Origin of the sequence: Streptomyces sp. 147326 (assembly GCF_045000215.1) — a bacterium.
GTDB lineage: Bacteria > Actinomycetota > Actinomycetes > Streptomycetales > Streptomycetaceae > Streptomyces.
In genome coordinates, this window is sequence record NZ_CP134201.1 from 4,388,811 (window position 1) to 4,402,498 (window position 13,688).

At 71.5% G+C, this 13,688-nt stretch carries 10 protein-coding genes and 1 tRNA gene; 6 read left to right on the forward strand and 5 right to left on the reverse strand.

The genetic code is table 11. The features are described from left to right. Positions 1-50: 50 nt before the first annotated feature. The 5 genes from RIU97_RS19850 to RIU97_RS19870 all read right to left on the reverse strand — a co-directional run bounded on the left by RIU97_RS19850 (position 51) and on the right by RIU97_RS19870 (position 5,180). Positions 51-812, reverse strand: coding sequence for a hypothetical protein (locus RIU97_RS19850; RefSeq protein ID WP_404962883.1), 762 nt, complete (start codon positions 810-812; stop codon positions 51-53). Positions 813-1,007: 195 nt separating this feature from the next. After that, the gene (locus RIU97_RS19855) at positions 1,008-2,408 is read right to left on the reverse strand and encodes a DUF2252 domain-containing protein (protein ID WP_404958603.1); all 1,401 of its coding nucleotides are present in this window, start codon (positions 2,406-2,408) and stop codon (positions 1,008-1,010) included. A 52-nt stretch (positions 2,409-2,460) separates the two neighbouring features. Then, positions 2,461-3,120: a response regulator gene (locus RIU97_RS19860; RefSeq protein WP_404958605.1), complete on the reverse strand. Its 660-nt coding sequence runs from the start codon at positions 3,118-3,120 to the stop codon at positions 2,461-2,463. An 8-nt stretch (positions 3,121-3,128) separates the two neighbouring features. Beyond that, positions 3,129-4,835, reverse strand: a complete 1,707-nt coding sequence (locus RIU97_RS19865; RefSeq protein WP_404958607.1) for a sensor histidine kinase — start codon at positions 4,833-4,835, stop codon at positions 3,129-3,131. 262 nt (positions 4,836-5,097) lie between these two features. Further along, a tRNA-Leu gene (locus RIU97_RS19870) sits at positions 5,098-5,180 on the reverse strand. Between the two features lie 294 nt (positions 5,181-5,474). Between RIU97_RS19870 and RIU97_RS19875 the strand changes: the two genes are divergently transcribed. The 6 genes from RIU97_RS19875 (at position 5,475) to pknB (ending at position 13,563) form a co-directional block, all read left to right on the forward strand. Continuing rightward, the gene (locus RIU97_RS19875; protein WP_404958609.1) at positions 5,475-6,329 is read left to right on the forward strand and encodes an FhaA domain-containing protein; all 855 of its coding nucleotides are present in this window, start codon (positions 5,475-5,477) and stop codon (positions 6,327-6,329) included. Positions 6,330-6,339: 10 nt separating this feature from the next. Next, positions 6,340-6,837, forward strand: a complete 498-nt coding sequence (locus tag RIU97_RS19880; protein ID WP_215014477.1) for an FHA domain-containing protein — start codon at positions 6,340-6,342, stop codon at positions 6,835-6,837. A gap of 138 nt (positions 6,838-6,975) precedes the next feature. Then, the gene (locus RIU97_RS19885; RefSeq protein ID WP_404958612.1) at positions 6,976-8,433 is read left to right on the forward strand and encodes a PP2C family protein-serine/threonine phosphatase; all 1,458 of its coding nucleotides are present in this window, start codon (positions 6,976-6,978) and stop codon (positions 8,431-8,433) included. A 34-nt stretch (positions 8,434-8,467) separates the two neighbouring features. Further along, positions 8,468-9,892, forward strand: a complete 1,425-nt coding sequence (locus tag RIU97_RS19890; RefSeq protein ID WP_404958614.1) for an FtsW/RodA/SpoVE family cell cycle protein — start codon at positions 8,468-8,470, stop codon at positions 9,890-9,892. Next, entirely contained in the window at positions 9,889-11,355 is a 1,467-nt protein-coding gene (locus RIU97_RS19895; protein ID WP_404958616.1) for a peptidoglycan D,D-transpeptidase FtsI family protein, read from the forward strand. The genes RIU97_RS19890 and RIU97_RS19895 overlap by 4 nt, the downstream gene beginning before the upstream one ends. Before the next feature lie 195 nt (positions 11,356-11,550). Then, positions 11,551-13,563: a Stk1 family PASTA domain-containing Ser/Thr kinase gene (pknB, locus tag RIU97_RS19900; protein WP_404958618.1), complete on the forward strand. Its 2,013-nt coding sequence runs from the start codon at positions 11,551-11,553 to the stop codon at positions 13,561-13,563. Positions 13,564-13,688: the final 125 nt, after the last annotated feature.

Genomic DNA, 13,688 nt, shown 5'->3' on the forward strand with positions numbered 1-13,688 from the left:
CCAACCTATCCGACGGGCGCATGCGGCCCGGTCGGCGCCGGCCGGCCCGGTCACTCCGCGGCGAGCGCGGCCGCCAGTTCCGCCTCGCGCTCGGAAACCTGCGCCAGCAGCTGCTCCGCGATCTCCTCCAGCAGCCGGTCCGGATCATCGGGCGCCATCCTCAGCATCGACCCGATCGCACTGTCCTCCAGCTCCCGGGCCACCAGCGCCAGCAGCTCCTTGCGCTGCGCCAGCCACTCCAGCCGGGCGTACAGCTCCTCGCTCTCGCTCGGGGCGGCCGCCTCCGTGGCCGGTCCGGCCGCCCACTCCTCGGCCAGCTCGCGCAGCAGCCCCTCGTCACCCCGCCCGTACGCGGCGTTGACCCGCGCGATGAACGCGTCGCGCCGTTCCCGCTCCGCCTCCTCCTGGGCGAGGTCGGGGTGCGCCTGGCGGACCAGCTCGCGGTACAGGCGGCGTACCTCCTCCGAGGGGCGCACCCGCTCCGGCGGCCGCACGGGCCGGTCGGTGAGCATCGCGGAGGCGTCGTCGGAGATCCCGTCCGAGCTCAGCCAGTCGTGGAACAGCTCGTCCACCCCCGGCATCGGCATGACCAGCGCGCGGGCCTCCTTGGCCCGGCGCAGATCGTCCTTGTCCCCGCTGCGGGCCGCCTTCGCCTCGGCGATCAGCGCGTCCAGCTCGTCGAGCCTGGAGTACATGGGGCCGAGCTTCTGGTGGTGCAGGCGGGAGAAGTTCTCCACCTCCACGCGGAAGGTCTCCACCGCGATCTCGAACTCGATCAGCGCCTGCTCGGCGGCCCGTACGGCCCGCTCCAGGCGCGCCTCGGGGCGCTCCTCACCGGTGGAGGAGTCGCCGGAACCACCGGGGACTGTCTGCTCAGGCTGCTCGGTCTGCTCGCTCACCCGGCCAGCCTACGGCCCGCCCGCGCGGGCGACGTCTTCACCGGGGGCACCTCCCGGCGGCGGCCGGGAAAGGGACACCGCCCGCCCGCAGCGCGGCCCGGCACGGCCCTAGACCCCGGCTTCCGCGGCGATCCGCCCGCCCCGCACGGCCGCCACCAGGTCGGCGTGGTCGGCCTCGGTCCGGTCGGCGTAGGCCACCGCGAAGGCCGCCATCGCCTCGTCCAGCTCCTCGTTCTTGCCGCAGTAGCCGGCCAGCAGCCGCGGGTCGACGCTGTGCGCGTGCGCCCGGGCCAGCAGGGCCCCGGTCATCCGCCCGTAGTCGTCGAGCTGGTCGGCGGTCAGCGCCGCCGGGTCCACGCTGCCCTTGCGGTTGCGGAACTGCCGCACCTGGAACGGCCGGCCCTCCACCGTGGTCCAGCCCAGCATGATGTCGGAGACCACCTGCATCCGCTTCTGCCCGGCGACCACCCGGCGGCCCTCGTGCTCCTCGGGCGGCGAGGTGAAGCCCAGCGCGGGCAGGTGCGGCAGCAGCACCGAGGGCCGTGCCTCCTTCACCTGCAGCACGAGCGCCTCGCCCCGGTGGTCCAGCAGCAGCACCACGTACGAGCGGGTGCCGACGCTGCCGGTCCCCACCACGCGGAAGGCCACGTCCTGGATCGCGTACCGGGCCAGCAGCGGCAGCCGGTCGCCCTGCAGCGTCTGGAGGTAGGAGCCGAGCGAGGCCGCCACGGCCGCGGCCTCCGCGTCACCGACGCGGCGCAGCACGGGCAGCGCGTCGACGAAGCGCAGACCGCCGTCCGGCCCTGTCACGGTCGACTTGGCGGCGAACCGGGCGGAGGTGTTGTTGCGGGCCTTCACCGAGACCCGCTCCAGCGTGCCCAGCAGATCGCGGGCGTCCGTGTGCGAGACGAGCTCCTCGTCCGCGATGGCGTTCCACGCGTCGAGGGCGGGCAGCCTGGCCAGCAGCCGCATGGTCCGCCGGTAGGCGCCCACCGCGTCCAGGGCGGCCGCCCGGCAGGTGTCCTCGTCCGCGCCGGCCACCCGGCCGGCCAGCACCAGCGAGGTCGCCAGCCGCTTGACGTCCCATTCCCACGGGCCGAACACGGTCTCGTCGAAGTCGTTCAGGTCGATCACGAGCCGCCCCTGGGCGTCCCCGTACAGGCCGAAGTTCGCCGCGTGGGCGTCACCGCAGATCTGCGCGCCGACCCCGGTCACGGGGCCGCCCGACAGGTCGTGGGCCATCAGCCCGGCCGCCCCGCGCAGGAACGCGAAGGGGTTCGCGGCCATCCGGCCCACCCTTATGGGAGTCAGCTCGGCGACCCGTCCCGCGTTGGACTCCTCCACCGCCCGGACCGCGTCCGGCCGCCCGGCCGGTGCCACGAAGGCGGCGTGCGCCGACCGCGGCACGCGCCCGCGCAGCGCCTTGCCCTCCCCCTTGGTCGAACCCGCAGCCACCCGCGGCGCGAAGCCCGCCACGTCCGGAATCCGCTGCCCCGCTACCGCCGCCATCGGCGCCGCCCCCACCCGTTCATCGATCGCTTCTCGAACGGGCTGACCGTATCTACAGCCCGGCGTCCCTGGCCAGCAGGGCGGCCTGGACGCGGTTCTCACAGCCCAGCTTCGCCAGGATCCGGCTCACGTACGTCTTCACCGTCGCCTCGCTCATGTGCAGCCGCCGGCCCGCGTCCGCGTTGGACAGCCCCTCGCCGAGCAGCGCCAGCACACCGCGCTCCCGCTCGCTCAGCGCCGCCACCTGACGCCGGGCCTCCTCGCCGCGCACGGCGGCCTTCCCCGACGCCAGCTGGTCCACCACGTGCCGGGTGGCCCCCGGCGAGAGGTACGCGTCCCCGGACGCGGCGGCCCGGACGGCCCCGATCAGCTCGCCCGGCGCCGAGTCCTTCAGCAGGAATCCCGCGCCGCCCTGGCCCAGCGCCCGCAGCACGTTCTCCTTCTCCCCGAAGGTCGTCAGGATCAGCGCGCGCACCTGCGGCACGGCACGCCGCAGCTCCCCCAGTGCGGTCAGCCCGTCCATCACCGGCATCTGGATGTCGAGGAGCATCACGTCGGGCGCGTGCGAGCGGGCCAGCTCCACCGCCTCCCGGCCGTTCGCCACCTCCGCGACGACCTCGATGTCCGGAGCCGAGGTCAGGATCATCCTGATCCCGGCCCGGATCAGCGGCTCGTCGTCGGCGATCACCACGCGGATCACTTCGGCTGTCACCCGTGCTCCTACTGCTTGACCTCGTAGACCTGCTTGTCGACGAGCTTGCCGTCCTTGAAGCAGAACCGGAAAACCGGGTCCGTGCCCCAGCTTCCCGACGGTTCCTCGGCCAGCAGCGCCAGGCACTCCGAGCCCGGCGGCCTGGCCGGTCCCTTGCGCACCGCCCCCGCCGTCATGAAGCTCTCGCCGCTCGGCAGCCGTTCGCGGACGGACGCCTCCGAGTCGCCCACGTGCACGGCGTCGAACTCGTCCCGGCCGATCATCGCGTCGCCCGCCGAGTCCGCCAGCAGCACCGCCCCGGCGCCGAGCACGATCACCAGCAGCACCACCGCCGCGAAGGCGATCCCGCAGCCGACCGCGACGCCGCCGGTCCGGCTGCGCACCCGTACGGCCAGCTCCCGGTCGACCGCCGCCCAGTCCATCGGCTGCTCCCCGGCCGGCCCCCGCGCCCCGGCCGGCGCGTGCGTCTGCGCATGGGCCCGCTGCCCGAAGTCGTCGGCCACGTCCTCCACGCCGGCCGGCTCGGTCCCGTACGGGAGCACGCCGGCCACCCGGAACCCGCCGCCCTCGGTGGCGCCCGCGTGCACCATTCCGCCGACCAGCCGCGCCCGCTCGCGCAGCCCCGTCAGGCCCTGCCCGCCCGAGACCGCCTCGACGTCCGCCGCACCGGCCGCCGGCCCGTTGGCGATCTCCACCACCAGCGAGTCGTCCTCGTACCGCAGCTCGACGGCGATCGGCGCCCCCGGAGCGTGCTTGTACGCGTTCGTCAGGGCCTCCTGGACGATCCGGTACGCGGCGTGGTCGCACGCCGCGACCAGCGGCCTCGGCCGCCCCGACGTGGTCAGCCGTACGTCGGTGCCCGAGCCGCGCGCCGCCTCCACGACCCCCGGGATCCCGGCCACGCCGCGTGCCGCGGGCTGGGCCTCCTCCACCGGCGCGGGCGCCTCCACGCCGTCGCGCAGGATGCCGACGACCTCGCGCAGTTCGTGCATCGCGGCCACCGAGGCCTGCCGCAGCACGCCCACCGCCTCGCGCTGACGGCCGGTGAGTTCCGGATCCACCTCCAGCGCCCCGGTGTGCACGGAGATCAGGGCCAGCTGGTGCCCCAGGCTGTCGTGCATGTCCTGGGCGATGCGCTGCCGCTCGCGCAGCCTCGCCTGCCCGGCGACCATGGCCCGCTCGCGCAGCAGCTGCCCGTTGCGCTCGTGGAGCGCCCGCAGCAGGGTGCGCCGCTGCGACCAGTACCGGCTGGCCAGACCCGGCATCACGATCATGGCCAGGAACATCAGCGTGGAGAACACGATCACCAGCAGCGGCTGCATCTGCGCCGACTGGTCCGCCACGCTGGCGCCGACCGCCGCGACGAAGGCCAGCGCGAAGGCGGCCACCGCCCGGCCCACCCCGACGATCCGCCGCCCGGCCGACCAGGCCAGCAGGGGCGTGACGAAGAACGTCCCCGGGAGGAGGGCGCCCACCGCCGAGGCGACCACGAGCGCGGTCCCCGGCAGCCGCCGGCGCATCAGGGTCAGCACCACCACGACCACGGAGCCGACGAGCATCCGCAGACCGGACCCGTCGCTGAGCTCGTCGACGCCCAGCCCGAGGATGGCCAGCACACCGCCGACCGCCAGGTCCGCCGCCAGCATCCGCCGGGTCCACGGCTGCGGCCCCCTCAGCCAGTCCCAGCCCGCACGCGTCTTCGCCGTCACATCCACCCGACCGACCCTAGACACCCGCCGCCCCACCCGACCGCCCTCTTTCGTCGCACCCGCCCCAACGAAAGTCGTCCGCCGCCCGCGCGGCCCCGTCGGCCGCAACTGGTCTCGCCATGCGGACAGTTGATCCCATCCAACCGGGTCCGCCGGCAAGGCCGCACGTCAGGGGTGGTCGGGAGGGACGTACGTCACACACGCGGACGGGGTGGGGAAACACGAAACGGCCGCCACCGCTTTCGCAGTGACGACCGTCTCGTCGATGTGGGCGAGGGGGGATTTGAACCCCCACGTCCCGAAGGACACTGGCACCTGAAGCCAGCGCGTCTGCCGTTCCGCCACTCGCCCGAGCAGCGCCCCAGTGGTTCTTCCCTTTCGGGCCGTTCCCCTGGCGACGTCGAAACATTAGCACGGTGGACGGGGTGGTTTCACATCGCTTTCCAGGCACCCCCGCCCCCCTCGTAGGACGGGCCCCTCCCGCACTCCGGTCCCGGTGCGGGACACTGTTCCTGCGGCGCCCCTACGATCCCTTGTGAGGACCAACACTCGTCCTCACAGGAGCGATGGGGAACCACCCGAATCCGCCACGCGTGGATACGATCAGTAAGCAGTACAGGGCGACAACGACGGAGGAGGTGCCCCATGGGAGTTCTGAAGCGGTTCGAGCAGCGACTCGAAGGTCTGGTGAACGGCACCTTCGCCAAGGTGTTCAAGTCCGAGGTCCAGCCGGTGGAGATCGCCGGAGCCCTCCAGCGGGAGTGCGACAACAACGCCACCATCTGGAACCGCGAGCGGACCGTCGTCCCCAACGACTTCATCGTCGAGCTCAGCGCCGGTGACTACGACCGTCTGAGCCCCTACTCCGGGCAGCTCGGCGACGAGCTCGCGGGCCTCGTCCGCGACTACGCCAAGCAGCAGCGCTACAGCTTCATGGGCCCCATCAAGGTCCAGCTGGAGAAGGCGGAAGACCTCGACACCGGGCTCTACCGGGTCCGCAGCCGCACCCTCGCCTCCAGCACTTCCCAGCCGCAGGCAGGGCCACCGTCACCGCAGGGCGGCTACGGCTACCCTCCGGAGAACCAGCCGCAGGGCGGCTACGGCTATCCGCCGGTCGCCGCCCCGCCCATGCCCAGTGCGCCGCCCCCCGGCGGCGCGGGCGCGCGGCGTCCCGCCCCCGGACCCGCCGGAACGGCCCCCGCGGCCGGCCCGGCCGGTGCCCGGCGGCACTGGATCGAGATCAACGGCACCCGCCACCAGATCTCGCGCCCCACGCTCGTACTCGGCCGAAGCACGGAAGCCGACGTGCGGATCGACGACCCCGGCGTATCCCGCCGGCACTGTGAGATCCGGACCGGAACGCCCTCGACGATCCAGGATCTCGGGTCCACCAACGGCATCGTGGTGGACGGGCAGCACACCACCCGCGCTACGCTCCGCGACGGCTCGCGGATCGTCGTGGGCAGCACCACCATCATTTACCGGCAAGCCGAAGGGTGAAGCGGGGGCAATGTCAGAGCTGACCCTGACGGTCATGCGGTTGGGTTTCCTAGCCGTTCTGTGGCTGTTCGTCATCGTGGCCGTTCAGGTCATCCGCAGCGACCTCTTCGGAACGAGAGTGACGCAGCGCGGCTCCCGCCGCGGCGGCGCCACCAGCGCCCCGCAGCAGGCGGGCCGCCAGGCCGCGCCTCCGCAGCAGCGCCAGCGCCGCGGTGCGCCCACCAAGCTCGTCGTGTCCGAGGGCACCCTCACGGGAACCACGGTGGCCCTCGCCGGCCAGACGATCACCTTGGGCCGCGCCCACGACTCCACGATCGTGCTGGACGACGACTACGCGTCCAGCCGCCATGCCAGGATCTATCCCGACCGTGACGGCCAGTGGATCGTCGAGGATCTCGGGTCCACCAACGGCACGTATCTCGACCGGACCCGGCTGACCACCCCGACGCCCATTCCGCCGGGCGCACCGATCCGCATCGGCAAGACCGTCATCGAGCTGCGGAAGTAGTACGAGAATGAGCGAGCGGAGCGAGCGCGCGGCGGTGATCCGTCCCACCGAGGACACGGACACGTGCGCGCTCCCGACCGGAGGGTGGGCAGTGTGGCTCGAGACCGGTTGTACCCGGAGCCGACCGGCGAGGTGCGCATGAGTCTGTCCCTGCGGTTCGCCGCCGGATCACACAAGGGCATGATCCGCGAGGGGAACGAGGACTCCGGCTACGCCGGCCCCCGTCTCCTCGCGATCGCCGACGGCATGGGAGGCCAGGCCGCCGGCGAGGTCGCGAGCTCCGAGGTGATCTCCACCCTCGTGCAGCTCGACGACGACGTCCCGGGCTCCGACATCCTCACCTCCCTCGCCACCGCCGTGCAGCGCGCCAACGACCAGCTGCGCGTCATGGTCGAGGAGGATCCCCAGCTCGAGGGCATGGGCACCACCCTGACCGCCCTGCTGTGGACCGGCCAGCGCCTCGGCCTCGTCCACGTCGGCGACTCCCGTGCCTACCTGCTGCGCGACGGCGTCCTCACCCAGATCACCCAGGACCACACCTGGGTGCAGCGCCTCGTCGACGAGGGCCGCATCACGGAAGAGGAAGCCACCACCCACCCGCAGCGCTCGCTGCTGATGCGTGCGCTCGGCAGCGGCGACATCGTCGAACCCGACCTCTCCATCCGTGAGGTCCGCGCCGGCGACCGCTACCTGATCTGCTCCGACGGGCTCTCCGGCGTCGTCTCGCACCAGACCCTGGAAGAGACCCTCGCCGACTACCACGGCCCCCGCGAGACCGTGCAGTCCCTGATCCAGCTCGCGCTGCGCGGCGGCGGACCCGACAACATCACCTGCATCGTCGCCGACGTCCTCGACACCGACAGCGGCGACACCCTCGCCGCCCAGGTCAGCGACACCCCGGTGGTCGTCGGCGCGGTCGCCGAGAACCAGCACCAGCTCTTCGACGGCGGCAACGCCATGCAGACCCCGGCCGGCCGGGCCTCGGGCCTCGGCCGCCAGTCCCCGCCGCCCGGTGCCTTCGGCCCCCCCGGCAGCGGCGACGCCCCCGGCTACGGGTACTCCGAGCAGGGCCAGGGCGGCGGCGGTTACGGCAGCTTCGGCGAGGCCGACCGCTACGACGCCGACTCCGGCTACGAGGACACGTACGACCACCCCCGCAGGCGCCGCAGCAAAGGGCGCAAGTGGACCACCCGTACGCTGACCCTGCTCATCGTCGCCGGTGTCATCGGCGGCGGCCTGTACGCCGGCTGGCGCTGGACCCAGACCCAGTTCTACGTCGGCAAGAACGGCGAGCACGTCGCGCTCTTCCGCGGCATCAGCCCGAAGCTCGGCCCGCTGAAGCTCTCCAAGGTGGAGACGGACCGCCCCGACATCGAACTGAAGTACCTGCCGCCCTTCAAGCGCAAGCTGGTCGAGGCCACCATCAGCGAAGGCAGCCTCGACGCCGCCAAGAGGAAGCTCGACGACCTCGGCGTCCAGACCGCCGCGTGCAAGAAGGACGAAGAGCGCCGCAACGCCGAGGCGCAGAACACTCCGACACCCGGTCCCAGCCTGACTCCCGAGGAGCAGCAGCTGGTCGGGCTGTGCGGGAAGTAGCAGTCACACGCGGGCGCAGGGGGCCTGCCACACCATGAGCGTTGTCACCAACACGACCACCATCGGCGCCATCGAGCTGCCGAGCCGGCGGAACACCGAGCTCCTGCTGCTCGTCTTCGCCGTGGTCATCCCGATGTTCGCCTACGCCAACGTGGGCCTCGCGATCAACGGCACCCTGCCGCCCGGCATGCTGCTCTACGGCCTCGGCCTCGGCTGCCTCGCCGGGATCGCGCACCTCGTCGTGCGCCGGTACGCCAAGTACGCCGACCCGCTGCTGCTGCCGCTGGCCACGCTCCTCAACGGGCTGGGCCTCGTGCTGATCTGGCGCCTGGACCAGTCCGAGCGGCTGCAGAACCTGGCGAAGCGGTCCTTCGGCGCCTTCTCCCCGTCCGCGCCCCGCCAGATGATGTACACGGCGGTGGCCATCGCCCTGTTCGCCGCCGTGCTGCTGATCCTCAAGGACCACCGCGTCCTGCAGCGGTTCACGTACATCTCCATGGCCGGCGCCCTGATCCTGCTGATCCTGCCGGTCGTCCCGGGCCTCGGCGCCGACGTCTTCGGCGCCAAGATCTGGATCAGCGTCGGCGGCTTCTCCATCCAGCCCGGTGAGTTCGCGAAGATCGTCATCGCGATCTTCTTCGCCGGCTACCTCATGGTGAAGCGCGACGCGCTCGCGCTGGCCAGCCGCCGCTTCATGGGCCTCTACCTGCCGCGCGGCCGCGACCTCGGCCCGATCCTGATGATCTGGGCGATGAGCCTGCTCGTCCTCGTCTTCGAGAACGACCTCGGCACCTCGCTGCTCTTCTTCGGCATGTTCGTGATCATGCTGTACGTGGCCACCGAGCGCACCAGCTGGATCGTCATCGGCCTGCTGATGTCGGTCGGCGGTGCCACCGTCGTGGGGGCCACCGCCAGCCACGTGAAGGCCCGCGTCACCGCCTGGCTCGACCCCTTCGCCTGCTACGGCACCTCCGGCGCCTGCGAGCAGGTCGGCCAGTCGATCATGAGCTTCGGTTCCGGCGGCGTCCTCGGCGCCGGCTGGGGCCAGGGCAACTCCGACCTCATCGGCTTCGCCGCCAACTCCGACTTCATCTTCTCCACCGTCGGCGAAGAGCTCGGGCTCGCCGGTGTGATGGCCTTCCTCCTGATCTACGGCCTCATCATCGAGCGGGGCGTCCGCACCGCCCTCGCGGCCCGCGACCCCTTCGGCAAGCTGTTCGCCATCGGCCTCTCCGGCGCCTTCGCGCTCCAGATCTTCGTGGTCGCCGGCGGGGTCATGGGCCTCATCCCCCTCACCGGCATGACGATGCCCTTCCTCGCGTCCGGCGGTTCCTCCGTCCTGGCCAACTGGATCCTCATCGCCGTGCTCATCCGGATCAGCGACACCGCACGCCGCCCCGCCCCGGCCCCCGCCCCGTCCCCCGACTCCGAGATGACCCAGGTGGTCCGCCCGTCATGAACAAGCCCCTGCGCCGCATCTCGCTGTTCTGCGGGCTGCTCGTCCTCGCCCTGCTGATCCGTACGAACTGGCTGCAGTACGTCCAGGCCGAGGAACTCAGCACGCGCAAGGAGAACCGCCGGGTCCAGATCGCCCAGTACGCGACCGAGCGCGGCAACATCATCGTCGCGGGCGAGCCGATCACGGGCTCCGCGGTCACCGACGGCAGCGACTACAAGTTCAAGCGGACCTACAAGGAGGGCGCGCTCTGGTCGCCCGTCACCGGGTACGCCTCGCAGGCCTTCGGCTCCACCCAGCTCGAATCGCTCGAGGACGGCATCCTCACCGGCAACGACGACCGGCTGTTCTTCGACCGCACCATCGGCATGTTCACCGGGGAGAAGAAGCAGGGCGGCAACGTCGTCACCACGCTCAACCCCGACGCGCAGCGGGCCGCCTTCAAGGAGCTCGGCGAGAAGAAGGGCGCGGTCGCCGCCATCGACCCGCGCACCGGCGCCATCCTCGCCCTGGTCTCCACCCCCTCGTACGACCCCTCCAGCTTCGCGGGCAACTCCAAGGCCGACGAGAAGGCCTGGGTCGAGCTGAAGGACAGCGAGGACAAGAAGCTGGTCAACCGCGCCCTGCGCGAGACCTACCCGCCGGGCTCCACCTTCAAGGTGGTCACCGCGGCCGCGGCCCTGGAGCACGGCGTCGTCAAGGGCATCGACGACCCGACGGACACCCCCGAGCCGTACATCCTGCCCGGCACCCAGACCAAGCTGCCCAACTCCCACACCGGTTGCGAGAAGGCCAGCCTCAACGAGGCCCTGCGCATCTCCTGCAACTCGGTCTTCGCCAACATGGGCGACAAGGTCACCCGCGACAACATGGTGGAGACCGCGGAGAAGTTCGGCTTCAACAACGACAAGATCGACATTCCGGTCCGCGCGTTCGCCAGCATCTACGACAAGAAGATGGGCAGGGACGGCAACGCCCAGAGCGCCATCGGCCAGTTCAACACGGCGGCCACCCCGCTGCAGATGGCCATGGTCACCGCCGCGATCGCCAACGACGGCAAGCTGATGAAGCCGTACATGGTCGACCACCTCACGGCCCCCAACCTGGACATCATCGAGAAGCACGAGCCGCAGGAGATGAGCCGGCCCCTCTCCGCCGCCAACGCGCAGAAGGTCCAGGAGATGATGGTCAACGTCGTCGAGAAGGGCACGGGCGCCAACGCCAAGATCAAGGACGTGAAGGTCGGCGGCAAGACCGGTACGGCGCAGCACGGCGAGGGCAACAAGAAGCGCCCCTACGCCTGGTTCATCTCCTACGCCGAGGGCCCGGACGGCACCTCGCCCGTCGCCGTCGCCGTCGTCATCGAGGACAGCGAGGGCACCGCCCGCGACGACATCAGCGGTGGCGGTCTCGCGGCCCCCGTCGCCCAGGCCGTCATGAAGGCCGTGCTCAAGAGCCAGGGGTGACCAAGCAGTGACGGGCCGGAGCGGAGTGACCCACATCACTGAATTCCGCCCGGAACCGAGCGTACGGTACCGGTCCAGTATCAGCCTGTGGCCACGAACCGATCACGGACGATCGGCCGGTAGCCTTTGCGCGAACAGCACACCGCCGGACCACACACAGGTGCGGTCGGGACTGACGGAGAGGGCTGCAACGTTATGGAAGAGCCGCGTCGCCTCGGCGGCCGGTACGAGCTGAGCCACGTGCTCGGCCGTGGTGGCATGGCCGAGGTCTACCTCGCCCACGACACCCGGCTCGGCCGTACCGTCGCCGTCAAGACCCTGCGTGCCGACCTCGCCCGCGACCCGTCCTTCCAGGCCCGGTTCCGGCGCGAGGCCCAGTCGGCCGCGTCGCTGAACCATCCCGCGATCGTCGCCGTCTACGACACCGGCGAGGACTACGTCGACAACATCTCCATCCCGTACATCGTGATGGAGTACGTCGACGGCTCCACCCTGCGCGAACTGCTGCACTCCGGCCGCAAGCTGCTGCCCGAGCGCACCCTGGAGATGTGCATCGGCATCCTCCAGGCCCTGGAGTACTCGCACCGGGCCGGCATCGTGCACCGCGACATCAAGCCCGCGAACGTGATGCTGACGCGCACCGGCCAGGTCAAGGTCATGGACTTCGGCATCGCCCGCGCCATGGGCGACTCCGGCATGACCATGACGCAGACGGCCGCCGTCATCGGCACCGCCCAGTACCTCTCCCCGGAGCAGGCCAAGGGCGAGCAGGTCGACGCGCGCTCCGACCTCTACTCCGCGGGCTGCCTGCTCTACGAGCTGCTCAGCGTGCGGCCCCCGTTCGTCGGCGACTCCCCCGTGGCCGTCGCCTACCAGCACGTACGGGAAGAGCCGCAGCCGCCGTCGAACTTCGACCCCGAGATCACGCCCGAGATGGACGCCATCGTCCTCAAGGCCCTGGTCAAGGACCCCGATTACCGCTACCAGTCGGCCGACGAGATGCGCGCCGACATCGAGGCGTGCCTCGACGGCCAGCCCGTCGCCGCCACCGCCTCCATGGGCGCGGCCGGCTACGGCTACCCCGACCAGGGCCACGGATACGGGCAGCCGGGCTACGACCAGCCCACCACCGCCCTGCGCGCCACCGAAGGCGGCCAGACCGCGATGATGCAGCCGATGCCCCCGGGCGACGGCGGCTACGGCTACGGCGACCAGGGCCACGGCGGCTACGACCAGGGCCAGGGCCGCCGCCAGCAGAAGAAGAGCAAGGCCTCCACGGTCCTGCTCGTCACGGCCGGCATCCTCGTCCTCGTCGGCGCGATCCTCATCGGCCGCTCGCTCTTCAGCGAGGCCGACAACCGGCCCGCCGTGCCCAAGCTCGTCGGCCAGACCCTGGAACAGGCGCAGAAGAGCGGCGACAACGTCGGCCTCAAGGTGGTCAAGGGCGGCGACGCGCCCTGCGACAACCAGCCCAAGGGCAACGTCTGCAAGCAGGACCCGGCGGCCGACCTCAAGGTCGCGGAGGGTTCCACGATCACGGTGACGGTCTCCTCGGGCGCGCCCAAGGTGCAGGTCCCCAACGTGCTGCGGCTCACGTTCGAAGAGGCCGAGAAGACCCTGAAGGAGAGGGGCTTCCAGGTCGATCGCAAGACCGAGGAGTCCGACCAGACCCCCGGGATCGTGCTGGAGCAGGACCCGAAGGGCGGCGAGGCGGAGAAGAACTCCGTCATCAAGCTGACGGTCTCCAAGGAGCTGACCAAGGCCGTGGTCCCGGAGCTCAAGGGCAAGAACCAGGGCGACGCGGAGAAGGCGCTCAAGGAGGCCAAGCTCAAGCTCGGCAGCGTGACGGAGGCCGACCAGCCCGGAGCCGCTCCGGGGACGGTGATCCTCCAGCAGTTCGCGGCGGGGCAGCAGCTCGATGTGGGCAAGACGGTGAACATCACCATCGCCAAGGCCTCGACGGCGACCGTGGTGCCGAACTTCGCCAACCGGACGCTGGGCCAGTACAAGGACGATCTGCAGCGCGCCAACCTGAGGGTGGGCGTCGTCGCCGGCCCGACGGACGACACCGCGATCGTGGTGCAGACCAGCCCGCCGCCCGGTACCCCGGTCAACTCGGGCCAGGCCGTCAACATCGCCACCACGCAGGGCCAGCAGGACGGCGGTGGCATCATCTCCGGCCTGACCGGAGGCAACGGCCGCCGCTAGCGCACCGGCCTGACGCGAAAAGGGTCCGGCCCTTCCCCCGTCGACCGGGGGAGGGGCCGGACCCTTTTCCGTGTCCGCCGCCGCGCGGCCGCCTGCGGCCCGCCCTGGACCGCCCGGGACCCCGG